Origin of the sequence: Simplicispira psychrophila DSM 11588 (genome assembly GCF_000688255.1) — a bacterium.
Classification (GTDB): domain Bacteria; phylum Pseudomonadota; class Gammaproteobacteria; order Burkholderiales; family Burkholderiaceae_C; genus Simplicispira; species Simplicispira psychrophila.
This window is the reverse complement of record NZ_JHYS01000006.1, coordinates 175192-198180: the sequence shown is the minus strand read 5'-3', so window position 1 is coordinate 198180 and position 22989 is coordinate 175192. Positions and strand designations below refer to the sequence as shown.

General features: G+C 51.6%; 21 protein-coding genes. 1 reads left to right on the top strand and 20 read right to left on the bottom strand.

Annotated elements, in window-relative coordinates:
• Positions 1–44: 44 nt before the first annotated feature.
• The 17 genes from hflX to surE all read right to left on the bottom strand — a co-directional run bounded on the left by hflX (position 45) and on the right by surE (position 16769).
• Entirely contained in the window at positions 45–1223 is a 1179-nt protein-coding gene (gene hflX / locus Q390_RS19490) for a GTPase HflX (RefSeq protein WP_084153836.1), read from the bottom strand.
• A gap of 64 nt (positions 1224–1287) precedes the next feature.
• Positions 1288–1542, bottom strand: a complete 255-nt coding sequence (gene hfq / locus Q390_RS19485) for an RNA chaperone Hfq (RefSeq protein WP_425423943.1) — start codon at positions 1540–1542, stop codon at positions 1288–1290.
• 116 nt (positions 1543–1658) lie between these two features.
• Positions 1659–2996, bottom strand: coding sequence for a ribosome biogenesis GTPase Der (gene der, locus Q390_RS18025; RefSeq protein WP_037472543.1), 1338 nt, complete (start codon positions 2994–2996; stop codon positions 1659–1661).
• Between the two features lie 16 nt (positions 2997–3012).
• The gene (gene bamB / locus Q390_RS19480; protein WP_281174778.1) at positions 3013–4149 is read right to left on the bottom strand and encodes an outer membrane protein assembly factor BamB; all 1137 of its coding nucleotides are present in this window, start codon (positions 4147–4149) and stop codon (positions 3013–3015) included.
• Positions 4150–4169: 20 nt separating this feature from the next.
• Entirely contained in the window at positions 4170–4850 is a 681-nt protein-coding gene (locus Q390_RS0108680) for a YfgM family protein (RefSeq protein WP_027995708.1), read from the bottom strand.
• A gap of 14 nt (positions 4851–4864) precedes the next feature.
• Complete coding sequence (hisS, locus tag Q390_RS19475; RefSeq protein ID WP_084153839.1) at positions 4865–6157, bottom strand: histidine--tRNA ligase; 1293 nt, start codon at positions 6155–6157, stop codon at positions 4865–4867.
• A 131-nt stretch (positions 6158–6288) separates the two neighbouring features.
• Positions 6289–7560, bottom strand: coding sequence for a flavodoxin-dependent (E)-4-hydroxy-3-methylbut-2-enyl-diphosphate synthase (ispG, locus tag Q390_RS19470; protein WP_084153835.1), 1272 nt, complete (start codon positions 7558–7560; stop codon positions 6289–6291).
• On the bottom strand, positions 7557–8486 hold the full coding sequence (locus Q390_RS19465; protein ID WP_084153834.1) for a helix-turn-helix domain-containing protein: 930 nt from the start codon (positions 8484–8486) through the stop codon (positions 7557–7559). Before Q390_RS19465 ends, ispG begins: the two co-directional genes overlap by 4 nt.
• Positions 8461–9297: a type IV pilus biogenesis/stability protein PilW gene (pilW, locus tag Q390_RS0108660; RefSeq protein WP_027995705.1), complete on the bottom strand. Its 837-nt coding sequence runs from the start codon at positions 9295–9297 to the stop codon at positions 8461–8463. Before pilW ends, Q390_RS19465 begins: the two co-directional genes overlap by 26 nt.
• A 1-nt stretch (position 9298) precedes the next feature.
• Positions 9299–10447, bottom strand: a complete 1149-nt coding sequence (gene rlmN, locus Q390_RS19460) for a dual-specificity RNA methyltransferase RlmN (protein ID WP_084153838.1) — start codon at positions 10445–10447, stop codon at positions 9299–9301.
• 92 nt (positions 10448–10539) lie between these two features.
• Positions 10540–10965, bottom strand: a complete 426-nt coding sequence (gene ndk / locus Q390_RS0108635; protein WP_027995704.1) for a nucleoside-diphosphate kinase — start codon at positions 10963–10965, stop codon at positions 10540–10542.
• A gap of 94 nt (positions 10966–11059) precedes the next feature.
• The gene (locus Q390_RS19455) at positions 11060–12289 is read right to left on the bottom strand and encodes a pseudouridine synthase (protein WP_084153833.1); all 1230 of its coding nucleotides are present in this window, start codon (positions 12287–12289) and stop codon (positions 11060–11062) included.
• On the bottom strand, positions 12286–13035 hold the full coding sequence (scpB, locus tag Q390_RS18015) for an SMC-Scp complex subunit ScpB (RefSeq protein ID WP_084153832.1): 750 nt from the start codon (positions 13033–13035) through the stop codon (positions 12286–12288). The genes Q390_RS19455 and scpB overlap by 4 nt, the downstream gene beginning before the upstream one ends.
• 250 nt (positions 13036–13285) lie before the next feature.
• Positions 13286–14317 (bottom strand): RluA family pseudouridine synthase, encoded by a 1032-nt coding sequence (locus Q390_RS0108610; RefSeq protein ID WP_051603135.1) that lies wholly within the window; start codon positions 14315–14317, stop codon positions 13286–13288.
• Positions 14318–14327: 10 nt separating this feature from the next.
• Positions 14328–15188: a peptidoglycan DD-metalloendopeptidase family protein gene (locus tag Q390_RS0108605; protein ID WP_027995699.1), complete on the bottom strand. Its 861-nt coding sequence runs from the start codon at positions 15186–15188 to the stop codon at positions 14328–14330.
• Positions 15189–15201: 13 nt separating this feature from the next.
• Positions 15202–15975, bottom strand: a complete 774-nt coding sequence (locus tag Q390_RS0108600) for a protein-L-isoaspartate(D-aspartate) O-methyltransferase (protein ID WP_027995698.1) — start codon at positions 15973–15975, stop codon at positions 15202–15204.
• Positions 15972–16769, bottom strand: coding sequence for a 5'/3'-nucleotidase SurE (surE, locus tag Q390_RS0108595; RefSeq protein WP_027995697.1), 798 nt, complete (start codon positions 16767–16769; stop codon positions 15972–15974). The genes Q390_RS0108600 and surE overlap by 4 nt, the downstream gene beginning before the upstream one ends.
• 199 nt (positions 16770–16968) lie before the next feature.
• On the opposite strand from surE, the gene Q390_RS0108590 reads away from it, so the two are divergent.
• Entirely contained in the window at positions 16969–18504 is a 1536-nt protein-coding gene (locus Q390_RS0108590) for a GGDEF domain-containing protein (RefSeq protein ID WP_027995696.1), read from the top strand.
• Positions 18505–18533: 29 nt separating this feature from the next.
• Here the strand turns inward: Q390_RS0108590 and Q390_RS0108585 are convergent, their stop codons facing one another.
• The 3 genes from Q390_RS0108585 to dxs form a co-directional block, all read right to left on the bottom strand.
• Positions 18534–19613, bottom strand: a complete 1080-nt coding sequence (locus tag Q390_RS0108585; RefSeq protein ID WP_027995695.1) for a TRAP transporter substrate-binding protein — start codon at positions 19611–19613, stop codon at positions 18534–18536.
• A 146-nt stretch (positions 19614–19759) separates the two neighbouring features.
• On the bottom strand, positions 19760–20842 hold the full coding sequence (locus Q390_RS0108580; RefSeq protein WP_027995694.1) for a TRAP transporter substrate-binding protein: 1083 nt from the start codon (positions 20840–20842) through the stop codon (positions 19760–19762).
• Positions 20843–21035: 193 nt separating this feature from the next.
• Positions 21036–22937 carry a 1-deoxy-D-xylulose-5-phosphate synthase gene (gene dxs / locus Q390_RS0108575; protein ID WP_027995693.1) on the bottom strand — a complete coding sequence of 634 codons (1902 nt, stop codon included), beginning with the start codon at positions 22935–22937 and terminating at the stop codon, positions 21036–21038.
• Positions 22938–22989 lie beyond the last annotated feature (52 nt).

The following is a 22989-nucleotide window of genomic DNA, read 5'->3' as shown; positions in this document are numbered from 1 at the left end:
TCTCGGATCTCAAAAAACATTGACTGAAGCGGCATTGTGCCCAATCAAATGTCGTTCTCTTTAAATTCAGCAGCGGACTCTAAGGTTATATCAGATTCTTTACCAGCCACCACTATTGCTGCCAATTGCTGGCGCAATTCTGCCAGGCCTTCGCCGTTATGAGCACTGACAAATATACGCTGCAACTGACGTCCAGTAATTTTATAGCTATCTTGCAGTTGTGAAGGCCGTTTGGCAAAATCTAACATATCTAATTTATTGAAAATCAGAATTTGTGGAACATCTGCTGCTCCAATTTCAGCTAGTACCCGCTGCACTTGGGTAATCTGCTCAATTAAATTAGGACTAGACGCATCGACAACATGCAGTAACAAATCCGCATCAATAGCTTCTTGCAATGTAGCCTGAAATGCATTAATTAGACTGTGGGGTAGATCACGAATAAATCCTACCGTATCTGACAAAGAGACAGATCGATTCGCATCACTCAAATATAATTGACGTGTAGTAGTATCAAGGGTTGCAAAAAGCTGATTTGCAGCATAAGAGCGAGCCTTGACTAGAGAGTTAAATAGGGTTGTTTTCCCAGTATTGGTATAACCAACCAATGAAATATTAAACGTGTCACGCCGATCCCGTTGGCGTCGCTGTGTAGCTCGCTGACGTTTTACTTTATTTAAACGCTCACGGGTACGTTTGATACTTTCACTAATCATCCGACGATCCAGCTCAATTTGAGTTTCACCAGGCCCACCACGTGCACCAATTCCGCCGCGTTGACGCTCCAAGTGTGACCATCGCCTCACCAAGCGAGTACTGAGATACTGTAGACGCGCGAGTTCAACTTGCAATTTTCCTTCATGGCTACGTGCACGCTGAGCAAAAATCTCAAGAATCAAAAGGGTTCTGTCACTGACAGGAAGGTCCAAATGACGTTCAAGGTTACGCTGCTGAGCAGGACTCAGTGACTGATCAAAAATAACTTCAACTGCTCCATGCATTTCTACAAGAACACGAATTTCATCAGCTTTACCGCTTCCTACAAACAGAGCAGCATCAGGAGCTTTACGTTTACATACCAAGCGCGCAACCGGAGTAAGACCAGCGGTTTGTGCAAGCAATCCTAATTCTTCAAGATCTGCATCAAATTGAGGCAATCCTAAATCCACACCCACAAGCAAGACGGGAATTACCACACGACTGGCCACATTTGATCCACTCATATCAATCTGCCTTAAGCCACAGCACGTATATCAATCATGCACTGCACGCTATTCAATACCGTATTCAGACTCCACCCTCTATAGGCTCAGATTCTTCAGCAGTAGAAAAATTCACAGCTCGGCCAGGTACGATAGTCGAAATAGCATGCTTATAAACCATCTGAGTAACTGTATTCCGCAAAAGCACTACATATTGATCGAAGGATTCAATTTGGCCTTGGAGCTTGATACCATTTACAAGATAAATTGAAACTGGCACATGCTCGCGTCGTAGAGCATTGAGAAATGGATCTTGAAGAAGTTGACTTTTATTGCTCACGATATTCTCCGTGTTCAAAATTGTTGTTGTAAAGAGACACCTTACCATAGTAAAGAATGCCCCTGGTGCAATACCGAAATCGTTTTAGTAAAAAAGGAATATTCGGATGCTAGCCGTTACTCTTTGTCTGAGAAAGGGTTGTGTGAAGTCTTCATCTCGATGCGCAAAGGCGTTCCAACCAAGAAAAATTCTTTCCGAAAACGTCCTTCCAAGAATCGTTTATACGCATTAGTTACATGCTCAAGCGAGTTTCCATGAATCACGATCACTGGTGGGTTCATACCTCCTTGATGAGCATAGCGCATTTTAGGACGGAACATTCCCGCTCGCTTTGGACTTTGAAACTGTACTGCCTCCAGCAAAAGTCGTGTTAACACCGGAGTTGGCATCTTGCACATTGCTGCTTTATGCGCTTGTGAAATTGCAAGCCATAACGGGGCCAAGCCTTGTCTTTTTTTAGCAGAGATGAAATGAAGAGCTGCAAATTTCAAGAAAGGCAAGCGAGTCTCGATAGAGCGCTGTAACATCTGACGCTGATAGTCATCCACTGCATCCCACTTGTTGACTGCAACTACAACAGCACGCCCGCTCTCAAGAATGTAACCTGCGATGTGCGCGTCTTGGTCAGTCACACCTTGAGAGGCATCCAACAATAAAAGAACAACACTTGCAGACTCAATCGCCTGAAGGGTTTTTACTACGGAAAATTTCTCAATCGCTTCAAAGACTTTGCCCTTTCGACGAAGTCCTGCTGTATCAATCAAATCAAAACGTTGACCGTTCCGTTCAAATGGTACAGATATAGCATCTCGCGTGGTTCCTGGCATATCAAATGCCACCAAACGCTCCTCTCCAAGCCATGTATTGATCAATGTGGATTTGCCTACATTGGGACGTCCTGCCACCGCCAATTTAATGACATGTTGATCTTGACTATCCACTTCTTCATCTGGATCAGGCAAGTGAAGAGGTTCAAAAGCTAACTCGACAAGATCCTTTATGCCTTGCCCATGTGCAGCCGAAACAGCATGAACAGCCCCCAACCCCAGTTCATAAAATTCTGATAGCTGTGCGCCTTCTAACATACCCTCAGCTTTATTCGCAGCTAATACACACGGCTTACCCAGACGGCGTAAATATTTTCCAATATCGTGGTCTTGTGCAGATAAACCAGCGCGAGCATCCAGGACAAAGATGACCACATCAGCTTCAGCAACGGCTTGTTGCGTTTGCCGTGCCATCTCACGATAGATACCACTCGCAGCATCGGGCTCAAACCCACCTGTATCGATAACAATGTATTCGTGTTTCCCTTGCTTGCCATTACCATAATGTCGGTCACGCGTCAAACCAGAAAAATCTGCCACGATGGCATCTCTGGATTTAGTAAGTCGGTTGAAAAGCGTCGATTTACCGACGTTTGGACGCCCTACCAAGGCGATAACTGGCTTCATTGCAAACTACTTTTCATCAATCTGGGCGAAAACCATAAACACTTCCCTTGCGGGTAACTACTACCAGCGTATCACCTAAAGCTACAGGAGCGAGAGCGATACCTGATCCATCAGTGATAACTCGATTCAACGGTACACCATCCTCACGAGACAGAAAATGCACTAAGCCTGAGTCATCACCCACCACCACTGATCGACCTAATAACAAAGGCGCAGTAAGCTTACGGTACTGTAAACGCTCTGATGACCACACTCGAGAGCCATCATTGCGACCCCAGGCAGCAATAACACCATTACTTTGCGTTCCATATACCGTTACTTCATCACCGTCCAAGCCTACAATTCCGTTCGAAACTTGCGTCCACTTGAGTGTGACGCGTGTTGCATCAACACATCCAACACTAGCTTGGAAAGCTCGAACACACACACTTTCATTTACTCGACTTGCAGGTCCAACCAACTCAACCAGACGTTCAACATCATTGGTACCTCGTGGGCTAGCCAGCGGAATTTCCCATCGCCCGGCACCATTATCCGGGTTAAGGCCGACCAAGCGACCTGACACGCCAACAAGTAAAGTCTCACCCGCAGCAAGAAGAACTCCTGGCTGGCGCAATATGAGAGGCTCCCCAAGTCGCGCTTGACTCCACAAACGACGTCCATCTGCAGCATCGAATGCCATGATGCTGCGGTCAGCGGCAAGAACAAAAACTCGACCTCCAGCCACAAGAGGTGATGTATAGACTTGTGCCGCAAGACGGTAACGCCATTGTTCCCGGCCCGCCTCCAGTACCACTAACTCATTGCCTTGCGACACTACTGCCGCCCAGCGCCCATCACTACCTACTCCTGCAGCGAGCTGCTCTCCTAAATTTGCTCGCCAAACATCGCCACCAGTACGCGGGTCAATGGAGGCCACGACACCGTCTACCGAAGCAAAAGTGATCGTATTGCCATTCACATGGGGCACCAGTTGGGCACTTGCCTTAGAGCCTAATTGGGCTACCCATGCTTGGTGTACTCCCATGACAGAAACATTGCCCCCAAGCTCTGCAGGTTTAGGTTTATTGGCGCCACCACCCCACAAAGAGCATCCCATCAAACCTGTTATGAGTAGCGTAGTGACGACTGCACGTGAAATTTTAGAGATCAAAAATTGATGAGTGACTCCTATCACTTTGCCATCCCTCCAGTGGTCAAACCTGCTAGAACTTGAGGCTGTACACCCAATGCATTCAACTTGACTTCCAACAAACGGCGATAATCTGCTTCATCGTTAATGGCTGAATAAGAATGATTATATTCTACAATTGCTTGCTGTTTTTTATTTTGCAATACCAATATATCTCCTTTACGATCAGCAATAATCGAATCAAATTCTGGAGAAAATTTACCGGATAGATGCTGGAGCGCACCATCATAGGATTCTTTCTCCATTAGAAGGCTGGCTAAACGCAACTGAGCAAGAGCCTTGTATCCATCATCTGAAGCATAGCCTGCCACCCACTCCAGAGCGCTTTGGGCCGCATCCATATTTCCTTTTTCAATTTCGACTTTAGCTACTATTAAACCTGCCTGCCCAGCTTGGTTTGTACTCCCATATTTACGACGAATATCAATAAATGCTTGCTCTAGTCGATTTTCATCACCAATCTTTCCTGCATTTTCTACTGCATCCAATAAGGCCGCTGCTTGTAACGCCTCACGGTTTTGCCAAAATTGGTAACCATTCCAGATTGCAAATAATCCAAAGATCACCACTAATATGGAACTTATAAGAGCGCCCCAAGTATTCCAAAAATGCTTGAGCTGATCAAGCTGCTCTTGTTCTTCGAGATCAAGGTGATTTGCCATAGTTTAGATTGAAATTAACAGTTGGATTGTAGAGTACTGGCCCATTCGGCTATAGCCTCAAGGGGTTTCTCAATCTGGGCTGCTTTACTATCACGCAGCGATTTCACACCCACGCATTGGCGAAGCAATTCGTCTGATCCAAAAATAAGCGCGTAGCAAGCACCACTTGCATCAGCTTTTTTAAACTGGTTTTTAATACTACCCATCCCATCGATAGAGTTGGCAGGGGTATGCATTTGGACACACACTCCCCTTTCTCGCAACTGCTGAAGAATATTCATTACACGTGGTAAATCCGCAGCGATCTGCACTACAGCATAAGCATCAGGTGCAGGAGCGGGAATCACTTGCTCCTGCTCTTTAAGTAATTCCAGTACTCGTTCTACACCTAACGCCCAGCCGACAGCAGGCGCAGGTTTTCCACCAATTTGCTCTATCAAATAATCATAACGGCCACCACCACAAATAGTTCCTTGAGAGCCAAGCTGATCAGTAATAAATTCAAAAACGGTCAAATTATAGTAGTCCATACCGCGCACCAAGCGCGGATTTAAAGTCCAAACAATATTATTAGCATCAAGAATATTTTGAACTTTACTCAAATGAGCTCTTGACTCTTCGCCCAAAAAATCAATCAACCGCGGAGCAGACTCGACAATTAATTTCATGGTAATATTTTTTGAATCAAGAATACGCAAGGGATTGCTATATAAACGACGCCGGGCATCTTCATCAAGAAGATCAACGTGATGTTCAAAATATGCAATTAATGCCTCACGATGGGCTTTTCTTTCATTTGGTTGACCTAGGCTATTTATTTCGAGGCGCACATTTTTGAGGCCTAACGAGCGCCACAAATTATCAGCTAAAAGAATCAGCTCTGCATCAATTTCAGCACCAGAAAATCCAAGTGCTTCAGCCCCTACTTGATGAAACTGACGATATCGACCACGCTGAGGGCGCTCATGACGAAACATTGGGCCCATATAATAAAGACGCTTCCCCCCCTCATAGAGCATCGAGTGCTCTACAACAGCGCGGACAACCCCTGCGGTAGCTTCAGGGCGTAAAGTAAGCTGCTCACCATTCAATCTATCATCAAAAGAATACATTTCTTTTTCGACAATATCTGTAACCTCGCCTAATCCACGTACAAAAAGCGCTGTCGGTTCAATGATGGGAGTACGCATATTTCGATAGGCATAGCGACCCATCAAATCTCGTACTTTTTCTTCAAACCACTCCCAACGAGCTGACTCTGGCGGCATGATATCGTTCATACCTTTAACTGCAGCTAATTTTTCAATTTTAATAATACGATTATTTTTCACTGCAATTACAACACTTTATTTTTAATAAAATTTTTATTAAATCAAATTAATATTTGATTTGACTAAAATTAGTCTATATTAAAAATATAAACTTAATTTAAAAGAGTTTATTTTACGATTTCAAATCGATTTTTGATATATTTTTCTACTAATTGCTGAAAATCATTTGCAATATTATCGCCCCGCAAAGTCATTACTTTTTCCCCATCAATAAATATGGGAGCTGCAGGAATTTCACCAGTCCCAGGCAGGCTAATACCAATATCAGCATGCTTACTCTCACCTGGGCCATTGACGATACAACCCATTACAGCCACTTTGAGTGCCTCAACTCCCGGATATTTAGTTTTCCAAACAGGCATTTGGGTGCGTAAAAAATCGTCGATCTGCTTTGCCAGTTCTTGGAACGTCGTGCTAGTAGTGCGTCCACAACCAGGACAAGCAGTCACACTAGGGACAAAAATTCGCAGTCCTAATGCTTGCAAAATTTCTGATGCAATCACAACTTCTTGTGTACGTGATTCGCCGGGCTGTGGCGTCAAAGAAACGCGAATCGTATCTCCAATACCTTCTTGAAGCAGCACAGACATGGCTGCAGCAGATGCCACAGTGCCTTTCGTTCCCATTCCTGCTTCAGTCAAGCCAAGATGCAAAGCGTATTCACAGCGGCGTGCCAACGCACGGTATACGGAAATGAGATCTTGAACTCCACTGACTTTGCACGACAAGATTATTTGGTTACCGCTCAAACCCATTTCTTCAGCACGCTGTGCAGACTGAACAGCAGAGGTAATCAAGGCCTCATACATCACTTGGCGCGCTTCCCAGGGGGATTGTCTCTGATTATTCTGATCCATCAAGGAAGCCAACAGCTCTTGATCCAAGCTACCCCAGTTGACGCCAATACGCACTGCCTTGTTCCAGCGCATAGCGGCTTCTATCATTTGTCCAAACTGACGATCACGCTTGCTACCCTTACCAACATTGCCCGGGTTGATACGATATTTTGACAACGCTTCTGCACATCCAGGATAGTCGGTAAGCAGCTTATGACCGTTGTAGTGAAAATCACCGACTAAAGGAACGTCTATGCCCATCCTATCCAGCTGCTCGCGTACATAAGGTACAGCTGCAGCAGCTTCTGGCGTATTGACCGTGATCCGTACCAACTCAGATCCAGCCTGCGCCAACTCCTTCACCTGAATAGCAGTTGCCACAGCATCCACGGTATCTGTATTCGTCATGGATTGCACACGTACCGGTGCATCACCACCGACTGTCACAGTGCGAAGCCCCCAAGTGATGCGTGCTTGGCGTGTGCTGCGCGCTACAGGCGATGCAATCTGTATGGCAACTGCAGTGTCTCCTGACGTTTTCACTGCTTTACCTCGAAACGAGCGACATTTTCTTTGACTACGCTAGCAAGATCAAAAACCTTGCCACGAACAAAAACTTCAGTAGCATCTGCCCTACCGACTACTACCGTCAACGGCAAAGTGCCCATGGCAGAGGCGGTTTGCCCTTTAACCAACGTACGTTCAAAGACCACCATTTTAGTCGCATCCCGCACTTGCACCCAAGACTCACCTAACGCTCTAAACTCAAGCAAACCAGCAGGAACAGGTGGCGCTACAGTATCGGGGAAAGCAGCACCTATTTGTGCAGATATTGAGGACACAGTTTTAGGCACAATACTATCCTCTGCAACCAACTTAGCCGCTGGAGTAGCGTCAAGCAGACTAACTACGGACGACGTTGAGGCAATAACAGCTTCAGACTCAGGTACATTCAACTCAAGTTGCGAATTTTTATTTGAAATGGCTGGCGATTCGCCACTAAACGGAACGAATAGCAGCGCTAACACTCCCAACAACAAAATAACAACAGCCACGCTGACTGGACGCGTAAGATGCTCCAAAAAAGAATTTCTTCCTATCTTTCGCGAACCATCCTTAAACTTTGCATTAATACTAGTGCTGGTTGTAGAAAAATTAGCAACTTCATTTTTAGGCATCAGCTTCAACACAGCCGTTGCATCAAAACCTAGGGCACGGCAAATACTGGAAGCCAATGCACGCGCAAATACTGCATCAGGCAATACTGAAAAATCATCATTTTCAAGCGCCTCCAGTTTATTGACAGAAACTTTTAATGAACCGGCTAGTGCAGCGATATGCACTCCAGCAGCCTCACGTGCCGCTCGTAATAACTTTCCAGGAGAGGCGGGAAATTCACCAGTCTCTATACCCAAGTCAAGCGCTTGACTGGCATTATTTAGTTCACTCATTGAAATTACCCCGGTCATACAAAATTTGCTCGGGGGAGTCTCCAAAACGTCTCTTTAATTGACTCCCGAGCTGGCGTAAAGCTATCGAATCACCCAGCGCATACTCTACCTTTATGCCAAGCCACAGCGATTCAGCATTGGCTAAGTCACTGTTGTTCAAACGTCGAATATAAAACTGCGCACGAATTAACTCCTTGCGCTGTAACAGCAGGCTGGCCAAGTTGTAGGCTACGATAGGATTACTAGCATCCATCTCATAAGCCTTAACAAGTGACTTCTCTGCTTGCTCGTTGTCACCCGCTCTAGCGCGACACAAGCCCTGAGCCATCAGCGTTTTGCTTCGTGCAGCATAGTTAGGACTGGTCAATACCCGGTCAAAATACTTATCCGCTTCAGTATATTTTTTTTCCTGACATAACAACCACGCATAGTTATGCAAAATACCAGAACCCTGAGAATCTATGCTCAGGGCTTGGAGAAAATTATTTTCTGCCTTTGAATAATCGCTCAAACGCATATAAATTAGACCGCGTAAATTATATGCATCGGCATAAGTCGGATCAGTCACTAATGATTTGTTGACTTCATCCAATGCCACTGTAGTTTGACCTGATTCGAAATAATTCGCCGCCAGTTGTAGTCGAATTTGTGCACGCCGACGCGCTTCTGATTCATCCGATTGTGTTAAATCTTGTGAATACGAATCAACACCAGACACCCTTCGAAGGGATGTAGCACACCCTGAAACACTAATCACCCCAAGAACCAATATTCCCGCAACAAAACATCTAGCAAACACCTGACGCCACTGCACGAAGCTCTCCGCCATCTCACATTTCCTTTTTATCATTGGCAAAGTGCTCTGCAGGCAGCAGCATGATTGTGCGACGCTTAGCCATTCGCTCAGTCACACGAGTACGATCCTGAACCTCTCCGGCAAGTTGACCACAAGCAGCATCGATGTCATCACCACGGGTCTTTCGTACGGTGGTAACAATGCCTGCATCACTCAATAATTTCGCAAAAATAGCCACTTGCCCAGCAGCAGAACGGTGTAATCCAGAAACCGGAAATGGATTAAAAGGAATAAGGTTAAATTTACACCATACTCCTGGGCGCCGATATGCATGCACCAAGGAAATCAATTGCTGCGCATGCTCTGGCTGATCATTAACGCCATCCAACATACAATATTCAAATGTAATAAAATCTCGTGGCGCATGCTCAAGATAGCGATTACATGCATCCAGCAATTCATGTATTGGATACTTTAGATTTAGAGGGACTAGATTGCTGCGAAGAGGATCATTGGCTGCATGAAGTGATACGGCAAGAGCAACGGGGCAATCCTGCGCTAATCGATCTATCATTGGCACAACGCCAGATGTAGATACAGTGACCCGTCTGCGTGACAGGCCGTAGCCATGGTCATCAAGCATGGCGCGCAATGCGGGGACCAAAGCAGAATAATTCTGCAGCGGCTCGCCCATTCCCATCATGACAACATTGGAAATAACGCGCTCAGTCGTAGCAAAGCGTTTTCGCAGCGAATGCTCGGCGAACCATAGTTGCGCCAAAATTTCGCCAGTAGTCAGATTGCGGCTAAAGCCTTGATGTCCTGTCGAACAGAATCGACAGCCCACAGCACAGCCCGCTTGGGATGACACACACAACGTGCCTCGATCATCTTCAGGTATGAAAACTGCCTCTACTGCATTGCCAGCACCCACATCAAACAACCACTTGACGGTGCCGTCAGTAGAACGATGTTCGCTGAGGACAGGAAGAGCTTGCACATGCGCGCAGCCTTTGAGCTTTTCGCGCAAAGACTTGGCCAGATCGGTCATCTGGTCGAAATCGTGCGCTCCACGTTGGTGAATCCAGCGAAACAATTGAGTCGCCCGAAAGCGCTTCTCACCCAATTGCTCACAAAAAACAACTAGACCATCGAGATCAAATTCAAGAAGATTGGTAGTCACAGCGACTCCAAAGAGAGCGCCCATGCGCCCCTAAAACCCCAAGCGCAGGCCACCCGTCACTACGGGAATATCTGGCATGGGGACGTGCCATGTCAGCGTGCGAAAACGCTCATGCCAGCGAAAAAGAACCCGATTTCGACTTGAGCAGTTTCTGGAGCATCAGAACCATGGACGGCGTTTGCATCAATACTGTCAGCAAAATCGGCACGAATGGTACCTGGTTCAGCTTTTTTAGGGTCCGTGGCGCCCATCAATTCGCGATTTTTCAAGATGGCGCTTTCGCCTTCAAGCGCCTGAATCATGACAGGACCAGAGATCATGAAGTCAACCAAATCTTTGAAGAAAGGGCGGTCTTTATGTACACCATAAAACTGCTCTGCTTCCAAGCGGGACAAATGTGCCATACGCGCTGCGATTACCTTCAAACCAGCGGATTCAAAGCGCGCATAGATCTGGCCGATGACATTTTTAGCAACAGCATCGGGCTTGATGATGGAAAGGGTACGTTCGATAGCCATTTTTAAATTCCTGAATAAAGAGTATTTTTAGATGCGTTTCGTCTTCAAGACAAAGCTTTTGATTGTAACCCGCACGATTCACCCTATCAGCACATCAGCGACTGCCGCCGCTTCTACCTCTAGAGCCGGTGCTACCACCAGCGCCTCCTTTAGCACTCTTGCGCTGCTCTTGGCGCTGTCGCGAAAGGCTGTCAGCACCGATGTAACCGACTGATGTTTTTAAAGGGTCAGGCTGAACTGGGACCCCTTGCCGAGAGTTAGCGCTGCGACTTTTATCTCCTCGGACATCAGTTCTGCTACCACTTCCCCTCTGCACAAGACCTCCTGGTCTTCCCTGGGGTGTTGCGCGTCCCGAGCGACCTGGCGCAACGCGACTATCCGCACGACCAGCAAGCTCCTTGCGATCTTCTGGTTTGACAGCACGATCTGCCCCCGCTGCCTTCAAGAGCGCCTGGATATCACGCTCATCCAACTCCATCCATGCTCCGCGCTTCAGACCTCGAGGCAGCACCATGGCACCATAACGAATACGGATAAGACGGCTAACGGCATGGCCTACCGCCTCCAGCATGCGTCGCACCTCGCGATTACGCCCCTCCGAGATAGTGACGCGATACCAGCAATTAGATCCCTCGCCACCACCATCTTCGATAGATCCAAAAGACGCAAAACCATCGTCAAGCTGGACACCATCCAGCAAGCGTGTTTTTTCTTCATTACTGAGAGCCCCGAGAACGCGAACGGCGTATTCACGCTCAAGGCCGAATCTTGGATGCATCAACTTGTTGGCCAACTCGCCTGAGCTAGTAAACAGCAGCAAGCCTTCCGTATTCAAGTCCAGACGACCCACCGATTGCCACTTGCCTTGAACTTGGCGGGGCAATTTGCGGAATACCGTGGGACGATTTTGTGGATCATCGTTAGTGACTACTTCACCCACAGGCTTGTGGTATGCAATAACACGGGCGGGCGGAGGATCAATGCGGTAACGAATAGGCTTACCATTGACCTTGATCTGGTCGCCATGCTGGATGCGCTGTCCTACGTGGGCAGGCTCGTTATTGACCGAAATACGGCCTTCAAGAATGAGTTGCTCCATCTCAAGGCGCGAACCCATACCGGCCTGAGCCAAAACCTTGTGGAGCTTTGGCGTTTCGACTTGAGGCTGTAACACCCGCTTTAAAGGGATCGCCTCGGCGGTCGCCTCATCCGCATCGAACTGCCCAGACACCACATCGGAAAACTGGTAGCCCATATTCACAGAGGATGCATTGGTGTTCGACCCCCTCTCTCTTCTCGCAAGAGGTGTCATTGCTTTTGTCATAAATTGCTTTCCAGGATGCTGCCTGGAGCATCCACTTGTTCTATAGAGAGTACCCCCGCACCATCTTGCGAAGCGAGGGCAAATATTTCAGATCCTGGCTTGTCTAACATACCTGCTGGCATATTTGCCGACTCTTTATTGGCAGCATCTGACAATGTCGATTGCACTACCGCCTCAAATGGCGATAACGATAGCGCCAACTCTGCTGCTTGCAGCAAATTTGCTTCGTGCATTCCAGTGTCATTGAGGACAGGCAACTGTTCTAACGAGTGCAGCCCCAAATCATCCAAAAACTGCAGCGTTGTCGCCAGTAGGGCGGGCCGCCCCACCGTTTCGCGGTATCCGATCACTTCGACCCAGCCACGCTCCTCAAATTGCTTGATGATCAGGCTGTTTACCGCCACTCCTCGAATATCCTCAATGTCGCCACGCGTCACTGGTTGTCGATAGGCGATGATGGCCAAGATTTCCAGCGTCGCTCGCGAGTACCGGGATGGTTTTTCAGTGTGCAAACGATCGAGGTACATGCGCATTTCAGGTCGACTCTGAAATCGCCATCCATTAGCTACTTGGACCAGTTCGACGCCGCGCGCAACCCACTCCTGCTGCAATTCGAGTAACAAAGACTTGAGTGTATCGGAGCCCAACGCATCATCGAACAACATACGCAAATCACGCACTGCAACAGGTTGCGGCGAACAGATCAAGGCAGTTTCAACAACCCGCTTGGCATCCACCGTATTCATGATTCAGCGTTTCAAGGAAATAACACCCTTGCCTTGGCACAGAGCGTTAACCAACAGAAAGGAGCAGAAAAGAAAATTGCGTAAGTCCGTCGCATACAAACTTGGCATGGCACGTGGCAGTAGAACTGACCTGACTGGCAGTGAGCGAACATTGTATTCCAATGTACCCAAACCTTGAGGCAAGCAGTGTCAGTGTTCAGCCGTGTGCTAAACGACACAGAAAACAGCAAAAATCAAGAGTACGATCATGTCAGATAAGCGGAATCTCCAAACCCCACTGAGGCAGCGCTGCTGATAAATCGGTCGGCAAGGGTGCACGAAACTCCATTGCCTGCCCTGTGATCGGATGCATAAACGCCAAGCGAAACGCGTGCAGTGCCTGTCGCTCCATGCCCGCAGCTTGCCCTCCGCCATAGAGGGTATCGGCCACGAGTGGGTGGCCTATATCAGCCATATGCACTCGTATCTGGTGGGTGCGCCCCGTATGCAAGCTACATCGCACCAGACATCCCAGATCAGCACCGGTCAAAAATTCAATATCGGTTTTAGCAGTTTTCCCTGGATGAAGAGTCAGATCAACCACTGCCATACGCAACCGGTTGCGTGGATCACGGCCGATCGGCGCCACGACTGTCTTCTTGGCTATGCCGCGCCACGGCCGGTGTGCCAAGGCCAGATACTGGCGACTCACCTTCCGATCAGCAATCATACGCACCAAAGCGTCCATAGTGATGCGGCTGCGCGCCACGACCATCAAGCCACTGGTGTCCTTGTCCAGTCGATGGACGATACCTGCGCGCGGCACCTGCGCAGCCCCAGGATCACGCCCCATCAGCCCGTTGAGGAGCGTACCGCTCCAATTGCCCGGCGCAGGATGGACCACCAAGCCAGCTGGCTTATTCACCACCAACAAATGGGCATCCTCATAAACCACATCAATTGTCATTGACTCGGGTCGAAATGCCTGACTTTGCACCGTCGGCCGCATTTCCACACAGACACGATCACCCGCCTTGATACGCTGTGCCGGCTTGGCCACCGCCGCGCCATTCACACTCACGGCGCCCAGCGCTAGCAGTTGTTGCAGATAGCTGCGCGAAAATTCAAGAACGGTGTCCGCCAGCGCACGATCAAGGCGCTGCCCGTGTTGCTCCGAGCCCATGCAAACAACCCGCACCTCTGGTGCAACCGAGATCGCCAGCCCATCTACCTCAGAGGCTTCATCCTCAAACGAAAAAGAAAGGGTATCTGCATCGTGCGTTGCAAGAGCCGAGGTAACCATGACTGACTGCTCAACGCAACGGCAGATAGCGAACGGGATCGACAGGCTTGCCTTGGCGCCGGATTTCGAAATGCAGCTTTACCCGATCGGCATCCGTACTACCCATTTCAGCGATTTTTTGCCCTCGCCGCACCGCTTGGTCCTCTTTGACCAGCAGAGACTGGTTATGGGCATACGCCGTCAAGAACGTATTGTTGTGCTTGAGAATGATCAGGTTGCCATAGCCGCGCAAACCAGCACCGGCATACACCACACGCCCATCCGCGGCCGCCAGCACCGGGTCGCCAGCTTTTCCGGCGATGTCATAACCTTTGTTACGCGCCTCATCAAAGCCCGCCAACAGCGTGCCAGACGAAGGCCAGATGAAAGCCATATCGTCTTCTCCACTACTGGCCGCAGGCGCAGGACTGGCGATAACCGGCACCACCACAGCCTTTGCCGCACTAGGTGCTGCCGGGGCAACCACTGTGGTAGTCACAGGACGCGTAACCACACCTCTTGCATCAGGCGCAGCGACTGCAACGATAGGTGTTGGCGCCATCACCCTCAGCACTTGCCCAATCTCAATAAGATTGGCATTTTCAAGGTTATTCCAGCGCGCAACATCCTTCCAGCTTTGTCCTGTTTCCAAACCAATGCGGATCAGGGTATCTCCTGGCTTGACAGTGTAATAACCTGGTTTTCCAGCATTTTCAGCTCCTGGCAAGAGCTTGACCTCAGGTGCTGTAATGCTCCCAGGCTGTACTCCCTGGGCTGCAGATGTGCCGCGATTCTCTACAGGAGCCCTATTCAATCGGGTTCCACATCCAACAAGAACCAGACTTGCCAGCGCTACGGAACCCAAAACGGCAAGTCCACGCGATACGATCATAAATATTTTTCCTTCAAGCTACCCCCGATTTTAGTGGGACAAAATGAACCGCCTCCAACACGTTTTGTTTCAATCCGTGTGGAGTTTTGTCAACAACCAGCAACATTTGCTGACCATCGGCACCAGATATAGGCGCCACCAAGCGCCCTCCCACCGCCAATTGCTCACACCATTCCAGCGGCAGTGACGTTCCGCCAGCAGCCGCCACGATGGCCGCGTAAGGCGCCCCCTTGGCATAACCTAACATTCCGTCACCAAATAGCAAATGCACATTGGTCAGGCGCAAATAGCGCAAATTGGTGCGCGCTTTTTCATGCAGCCCACGCAAACGCTCAATGGAATAAACCTCGCGCGCCAATAAGCTAAGAACTGCCGCCTGATAACCACATCCGGTGCCCACTTCCAGCACACGACCCAAACCGCCGGCGCGTACGCCTTCTGCGCCCAGCAGCAACTCGGCCATGCGCGCCACAATACTCGGTTTGGAAATCGTTTGCCCCAGCCCAATCGGCAGACTGGTATCTTCATAAGCTTGGTTACCTAACGCAGTATCTACAAAGCGATGGCGTTCTGTCGTCCCCATGGCCTGCAGTACCGCAGCTGCAGTCACTCCACCCGTCGCCAGCCGCTTCACCATGCGTGCGCGCACGCCAGCAAAGTCCATGGCGGCGCCCATTGATACTGCAGGAGTGCCCAACACTGCTCGGCGTGGTGCAAATGCAGACCCGGGGGTACTTTCGGAGAACGATGGAAGACGTGCAGGAAAACCAGGCCGTCGCTGCGTCATGAAATTGTTTTTCCCGTAAGCACGCCTTGGGCTGCTGAAGCCACCATGCGTGCTGCTGTTTGCGCCCAATAAACCAAGTTCTCATGATCAGTCAAATCTACCTTCAGCGGCGTGACAGCCACATGGCCTAACGCTGTTGCATGAAAATCGGTTCCTTCAGCATCATCCTTGGCGGAGCCAGCAGCGCCGATCCAGTACATCGTCTCACCGCGCGGACTTTCTTGGACGATGACACGTTCAGCGGCATGGCGCCTGCCGAGGCGACACAACCGCAACGGCTGAAGAGCCTGCAACGGCAGGTTAGGGATATTGATATTGAGCAGCCAGGGCGCTTGACCTACCAAATCCTTGATATGCATCTGCTGAACAATTTCACGTGCTTTTTGCGCTGCAGCCTCAATTTCACCCCAGCCTTTGTCAACTTGGGAAAATGCAATCGATGGAACGCCAAACAGATAGCCCTCCATCGCTGCACCCACGGTCCCCGAATAAATGGTGTCGTCCCCCATATTGGCACCGTTGTTGATACCAGAAACGACAAGGTCGGGTCGATAGCCCAGCAACCCCGTCAAGGCAATGTGCACACAATCGGCGGGCGTGCCATTCACGTAGCGAAAACCGTTTTGTGCCGTCTGCACATAGAGGGGTGAATGCAAGGTCAAGGCGTTGGACTTGGCGCTGTTGTTGTGCTCGGGCGCAACCACTTCCACCTCTGCTACGGTTTTTAGTGCTTCGTACAGAGCCACGATACCGGGCGCTTGGTAGCCATCGTCGTTGGAGATAAGAATTTTCATGTACTGGACTGGTTGCAACCGATTGTAGGACGGCCCCCTTCTTGCATTCACCATCATCGAACAGTTTTGCAAATCATGATGCGGCAATACGTGCCCTGCAGCCACGCAAGACACACACCCTCGATGAGAGCGAAGACCATAGAATGGGCGATCGATTTGGAGTTGGACTTCCATCCCAATCTGGCTTTGGTACCTGTCAATGGCGGAACAACTTCCTTCAGATATTGCACGCGAAACCCTCAAGCAGCTGGTGTTTCGCAAACTCCCCCCTACGCCCGACAACTATCGGGCACTGTACGATGAAATCGCCGGCCAGCGCACGGCCGAATCATTTCCAGAAGGGCCACTGCGCAGAATTTTGCGCGTCATTCCAGGCCAAACACCCGCACAGAAACGCCTGCTCGGTTTGTTTGCGACTGCCGTGGCCGAGCACAACTGGACGGCACTGCAAAGCGTACTGGTAGGTTACGCCAATCTGGGCCTCAACCCCAGCTTCGCCAGCAGCCCGCCCGAAACAGTGGAGGAATCCAAAACCCTGCTGACCCTGCCGGACGAACTGGCCATGCAACTTGCGCGGGTGATTGAAAACACCTTGCCGGCGCTGGACGAGGACGATGCACGCGTACACATGATGGGCATGCAGCTGATGGAGTTCTTGCGCCAGCCAGCGCCCCCGGCCAGTACGGTGCAACTGATGCTGAGCAACTTCAGCTACCGCCTGTCTTTTGCGACCGAAGACCAGTCTGCCATTCGCGGCATGTTGCTGCAATTGCTGCACATGGTGTTCGAGAACATCGCCGCCCTGAGCCAGGATGACCACTGGCTGCAAGGCCAGGCCGAAGCACTGGTGGCGGCCACCAGCCAGCCCTTGAATTTGCGCCACCTCGATAACGTGCATATGCGCTTGAGGGACGTCATCTTCAAACAGACTGAAGCCAAGGGCCGCATGGTCGAAGCGCAAGAGCAAATGAAGGAAATGCTCTCCACCTTCATTGCTCGCCTGTCCAGCGTGACCGAAACCAGCAGCGGCTACCACGACATGATGGAGCACTGCGCTCAGCAGATCACCCGTGCCAGCACCCTGGAAGAAATTGCCCCGGTACTGAAAGAAGTCATGACGGCCACCCGGTCCATGGCCATGGACAGCCAGATGGCGCACGACGAACTGACCAGCCTGCGTGAACGCACACAGCAAAAACACTTTGAACTGGAGCAACTCCAGCAACAACTGGATCGGGTCAGTGCCCAGGCCCGAAATGACCCCCTCACCGGCACGCTCAACCGCAAAGGGCTGAATGAAGTAATAGAACGCGAGCTGGCGCGCGCCCATCGCACGGCATCCCCGTTGTGTGCGGCCTTGCTCGACGTGGACGATTTCAAACAAATCAACGACCGGCTGGGACACGATAGCGGCGACGCGGCGTTGGTCCACTTGGCCGATGTCGTGCGCTCAGTCATGCGGCCGCAAGACATGCTGGCGCGCTACGGCGGTGAAGAATTCGTGCTACTGCTGCCTGATACTGCTCTACCCGAGGGGGTCGAAGCCCTGCAGCGCCTCCAACGCGAGTTGACGACACGCTTTTTTCTTCAGGGTAACGAAAAAATCCTCATCACCTTCAGCGCCGGCGTGGCGCAAGCCACTGAAGGCGAATCCGGCACGGCACTCGTCCGGCGCGCCGACCAAGGCATGTACTTGGCCAAACGCGCCGGCAAGAACCGCGTCATGGCTGCATGACAGCGCCCGGAGCTTGCCGGCGCTGGTTTTTACAATTTCTGGCGCTGCATGAAGGTGTCAAAACTGCCTTCGGCAAAACGGAACCACAGCACTTGATCGCGCTGAAAATTGCGGTAATCAGCGTAGATTTTTTTCCAATCCGGATTGCTCTTGTTGAGCTCGGCATACACCTCCATCGTGGTTTTGAACGATGCGTCCATGACCGAAGGAGGGAACGGCAGCACTTTGGTTTTCGCACCCACCAGCTGCTTGAGTGCACCCGGATTACGCGCGTCGTAGCGTGCTTGCGTCACCACATGCGCCTCGTACGCAGCCGCCTGAACGATGGCCTTGTACTCAGCAGACAAAGCGTTGAAGGCCTTATCGTTGATGTAAAACTCCAGATTCAAACTGCCTTCCCACCAACCGGGATAGTAATAAAACGGCGCCACCTTGTTGATGCCCAATTTTTGATCGTCATAGGGACCAATCCATTCGGCCGCATCGATAGTGCCCTTTTCTAGGGCCTGGTAGATTTCACCGCCCGGGATATTTTGTGGCACACCGCCCATGCGCTCAATGATCTTGCCGGCAAAGCCCCCGACACGAAACTTCAGACCTTTGATGTCCGCTGGCGTTTTGACCTCTTTGCGGAACCAGCCGCCCATCTGAGCGCCAGTGTTGCCACCGAGGAAGTTGATGATGTTGTATTTGGCATAAAACTCGCGCATCAGCTTGCCACCATTGCCGTCCACGATCCATGCCGTGAGCTGGCGTGAGTTCATGCCAAATGGAATGGCACCACCAATGGCAAACGCCTCATTTTTACCAAAGAAATAATATGGCGCGGTGTGGGCCATTTCCACGGTACCGTTTTGCACCCCATCGACCACGCCAAACGCCGGCATCAGCTCGCCCGCAGCATGGACCGACACTTCGAACTTTCCACCGGACATCTCTTTGACGGCTTTAGAGAAAACCTCCGCGGAGCCATAAATGGTGTCCAGAGACTTGGGGAAACTCGATGCCAAGCGCCAGCGCACTGCGGCCTGGGCATGTACAGCCGGCGCTACCCCGGCAGCCAACACACCAGCGATACCAGCCTTCTTGATGAGAGAACGACGATCCATTGCAAGTCTCCTAAAAATATAAAACCACCTCCCCGGGTCGCGAAGAGGCAAAAAAAACCGGCTGCCATCTCGCGGTGGCAGAGATGGGGAGCCGGCGATTGGCGCAGACATGAAAATTCAATGTCCATGCCAAAAACGAGACTGCTTTACAGCTTCACAGCAGTCATGTAATTATCAAAACGCAATTCCGAATAACGCGCCCACAGCAACTGATCGCGCTGGAATGCACGCATGCTCTGGTGAATTTTCTTGAACTCCGGCGATTTGGCCTCGTGCTCGGCAAATACCTCCATCGAAGCCTTGAAGCCTGCGTCCATGATCTCTTTCGAGAACGGCTTGAGCTGCGTCTTGGCACCGACGAGTTTCTTGAGTGCAATCGGATTCAGCGCGTCGTACTTGGCTGTCATGTCGCGGGCAGCCACGGCAGCAGCCGCATCGACAATCGCCTGGAACTCGGGCGACAGCGCCGCATAGGCTTTGGTATTGATGAAGAATTCAAGCTCAGCACCGCCCTCCCACCAGCCGGGGTAGTAATAGAACGGCGCTACCTTGTTAAAGCCCAGCTTTTCATCGTCGTACGGGCCGACGAACTCCACCGCATCCAGCGTGCCTTTTTCCAGCGCCTGGTAGACGTCGCCGGCAGGCATGTTTTGCGCCACCACACCGAGTTTTTGCATGGCTTCGCCAAACAGTCCGCCGCCCAGGCGCATCTTCAGGCCTTTCAAGTCGGCTGCCGTCTTGATTTCCTTGCGGTACCAGCCGCCCATCTGCGTGCCCGTGTTGCCGGCACTCAGACTCTTCATGTTGTAGTTGGCATAAAACGCATCCAGCAGCTTGCGGCCATTGCCATGCTCCATCCATGCATCCATCTGGCGCGCTGTCAGACCAAAGGGCACAGCGCAGCCAAAGGCAAAAATAGGATCCTTGCCGGTGAAGTAGTACGACGCTGTCTGCGCCATTTCCACCGTACCGTTTTGCAGTGCATCGACTACGCCAAAAGCAGGCATCAACTCGCCACCGGCATGCACGGAGACTTCAAATTTGCCACCGGACAAGGCTTTCACGGTTTTGGCAAACATCTCGCCGCTGCCAAAAATCGTGTCCAACGATTTGGGGAAACTCGATGCCATGCGCCAGCGCACGCTGGTTTGGGCGTAGACAGCAGGCGCCACACCGGCAGCCAGCACGCCCGCCAAGCCTGCATGTTTCATGATGGAACGACGATCCATGGAATTTCTCCGAAAATATATTTGCAAAAAAAGAGGGTGCGCACGAATTTTGCACACCCTCTGGCACTTTATACGAGCTAGTAGGCAATTGTAAAAACCAGCCGGCCAGACGCTTTGGGGGTTTTCCCCTGAAAAAGAGCACTGATCGGCACAGCTTCAGGGTTTTGCAAGCTTCAAGCCGACGCCAACGCCTTTACGGCAGCGGGGGAGACGGAAAGCGGGTGCGCACCGACCGCTCAATGCCGGCAGCATCCAGTCCTTGCAGCGCCAGTAACGTGGCAGGGTCGCCATGCTCGATGAATGCATCTGGCAGACCCAAGGTCAGCACGGGGCGCAGCACGCCTGCAGCGCTCAAGGCCTCCAGTACGGCGCTACCGGCGCCGCCCATGAGTGCGCCTTCTTCCAGTGTCACCAGCGCATCGTGGTCTGCAGCTACAGCGAGTAGCAACTCCACGTCCAGCGGCTTGACCCAGCGCATGTTGACCACCGTGGCATCCAACGCCTGGGCTGCCTGCAACGCCGGATACAGCAGCGTGCCAAACGCCAGGATGGCGATGCGCGGTGTGCCCGGCGCAGCATCTGCACCGCCTTGGCGCATGCGCCGCACTTCGCCTTTTCCAAAAGGCAGCGCCTCCAACCCCGGCAGCGGGGCCACGCCTGCGCCCGCGCCACGCGGGTAACGCACGGCCACCGGCTGGTTTTGCGAAAAGGCGGTGCTGAGCAACTGGCGGCACTCACGCTCATCGGCCGGGCAAGCCATGGACATGTTCGGAATGCAGCGCACAAACGGGATGTCATAGGCGCCGGCGTGCGTGGCGCCATCGGCCCCCACCAACCCGGCCCGGTCCAAGGCAAACACCACCGGCAGGTTTTGCAGCGCCACGTCGTGGATCAGCTGGTCGTAGCCGCGCTGCAAGAACGTGGAATAAATCGCTACCACTGGCTTGAGGCCCTCACAGGCCATACCGGCGGCAAAAGTCACGGCGTGCTGCTCGGCAATGCCGACGTCGTAATAGCGCGTCGGAAAGCGTCGATGGAACTCCACCATGCCCGAACCCTCGCGCATGGCGGGGGTGATGCCCACCAGGCGACTGTCGTGTACTGCCATATCGCACAGCCACTCGCCAAACACCTGGGTGAAAGTTTGCTGCGGTGGCGTCACCGGCTTGATCAGACCGATGGCCGGGTCAAATTTCGACGGGCCGTGGTAAGCCACCGGATCGGCCTCGGCGAGCTTGTAGCCATAGCCCTTCTTCGTCACCACATGCAGGAACTGCGGGCCTTTGAGGCCTTTGATGTTTTCCAACGTCGGAATGAGCGAGTCCAGATCGTGGCCATCGATCGGGCCAATGTAGTTGAAGCCGAATTTTTCAAACAGCGTGGCTGGCACCACCATACCCTTGGCCTGCTGCTCCAGGCGCTTGGCCAACTCCAGCAACGGAGGTGCGTTCTTAAGCACGGTTTTGCCAACATTTTTAGCGGCCGCGTAAAACTGCCCACTCATCAGCTGCGCCAAATAACGGTTGAGCGCACCCACCGGCGGGCTGATGCTCATGTCGTTGTCGTTCAGGATGACCAGCAGATTGGTATCAGCCACACCGGCGTTGTTCAGCGCCTCAAACGCCATGCCCGCCGTCATGGCGCCGTCCCCAATGATCGCCACGGCACGGCGATCTTCACCCTTTTGCTGCGCCGCCAGCGCCATGCCCAGCGCCGCAGAAATGCTGGTGCTGGAGTGCGCCGTGCCAAACGTGTCGTAGGCGCTTTCGCCGCGCTGCGGAAAGCCCGACAGACCGCCCAGTTGGCGCAGCGAATCCATGCGCTCACGCCGCCCGGTCAAGATTTTGTGCGGATAGGTCTGGTGGCCCACGTCCCACACCAAGCGGTCGTGCGGCGTATTGAAGACGTAATGCAGTGCCACCGTCAGCTCGACCGTCCCCAGGTTGGAGCTCAGATGCCCTCCCGTCTTGGCCACACTGTGGATGACAAAGGCACGCAACTCGTTGGCCAGCGTCTTGAGCTCGGAGCGGGGCAGACGGCGCAGATCCGACGGATCATTGACGGTCTGCAGCAAAGGAAATCGCATAGAGGGCATTACTATAATTTTAATAGCTACTAGCGCTTACAGAGCAGACGTTAGCGGGCTA

What these genes read in the sequence shown, in the direction of transcription:
- dxs (WP_027995693.1), bottom strand. Translation starts at nt 22,937, where the DNA reads ATGCCCTCTATGCGATTTCCTTTGCTGCAGACCGTCAATGATCCGTCG.
- surE (WP_027995697.1), bottom strand. Translation starts at nt 16,769, where the DNA reads ATGAAAATTCTTATCTCCAACGACGATGGCTACCAAGCGCCCGGTATC.
- Q390_RS0108580 (WP_027995694.1), bottom strand. Translation starts at nt 20,842, where the DNA reads ATGGATCGTCGTTCCATCATGAAACATGCAGGCTTGGCGGGCGTGCTG.
- Q390_RS0108610 (WP_051603135.1), bottom strand. Translation starts at nt 14,317, where the DNA reads ATGGTTACCTCGGCTCTTGCAACGCACGATGCAGATACCCTTTCTTTT.
- pilW (WP_027995705.1), bottom strand. Translation starts at nt 9,297, where the DNA reads ATGGCGGAGAGCTTCGTGCAGTGGCGTCAGGTGTTTGCTAGATGTTTT.
- Q390_RS0108605 (WP_027995699.1), bottom strand. Translation starts at nt 15,188, where the DNA reads ATGATCGTATCGCGTGGACTTGCCGTTTTGGGTTCCGTAGCGCTGGCA.
- Q390_RS19465 (WP_084153834.1), bottom strand. Translation starts at nt 8,486, where the DNA reads ATGACCGGGGTAATTTCAATGAGTGAACTAAATAATGCCAGTCAAGCG.
- Q390_RS0108585 (WP_027995695.1), bottom strand. Translation starts at nt 19,613, where the DNA reads ATGGATCGTCGTTCTCTCATCAAGAAGGCTGGTATCGCTGGTGTGTTG.
- der (WP_037472543.1), bottom strand. Translation starts at nt 2,996, where the DNA reads ATGAAGCCAGTTATCGCCTTGGTAGGGCGTCCAAACGTCGGTAAATCG.
- hflX (WP_084153836.1), bottom strand. Translation starts at nt 1,223, where the DNA reads ATGAGTGGATCAAATGTGGCCAGTCGTGTGGTAATTCCCGTCTTGCTT.
- Q390_RS0108590 (WP_027995696.1), top strand. Translation starts at nt 16,969, where the DNA reads ATGGCGGAACAACTTCCTTCAGATATTGCACGCGAAACCCTCAAGCAG.
- Q390_RS0108600 (WP_027995698.1), bottom strand. Translation starts at nt 15,975, where the DNA reads ATGACGCAGCGACGGCCTGGTTTTCCTGCACGTCTTCCATCGTTCTCC.
- scpB (WP_084153832.1), bottom strand. Translation starts at nt 13,035, where the DNA reads ATGAATACGGTGGATGCCAAGCGGGTTGTTGAAACTGCCTTGATCTGT.
- ndk (WP_027995704.1), bottom strand. Translation starts at nt 10,965, where the DNA reads ATGGCTATCGAACGTACCCTTTCCATCATCAAGCCCGATGCTGTTGCT.
- Q390_RS19455 (WP_084153833.1), bottom strand. Translation starts at nt 12,289, where the DNA reads ATGACAAAAGCAATGACACCTCTTGCGAGAAGAGAGAGGGGGTCGAAC.
- Q390_RS0108680 (WP_027995708.1), bottom strand. Translation starts at nt 4,850, where the DNA reads ATGGCAAATCACCTTGATCTCGAAGAACAAGAGCAGCTTGATCAGCTC.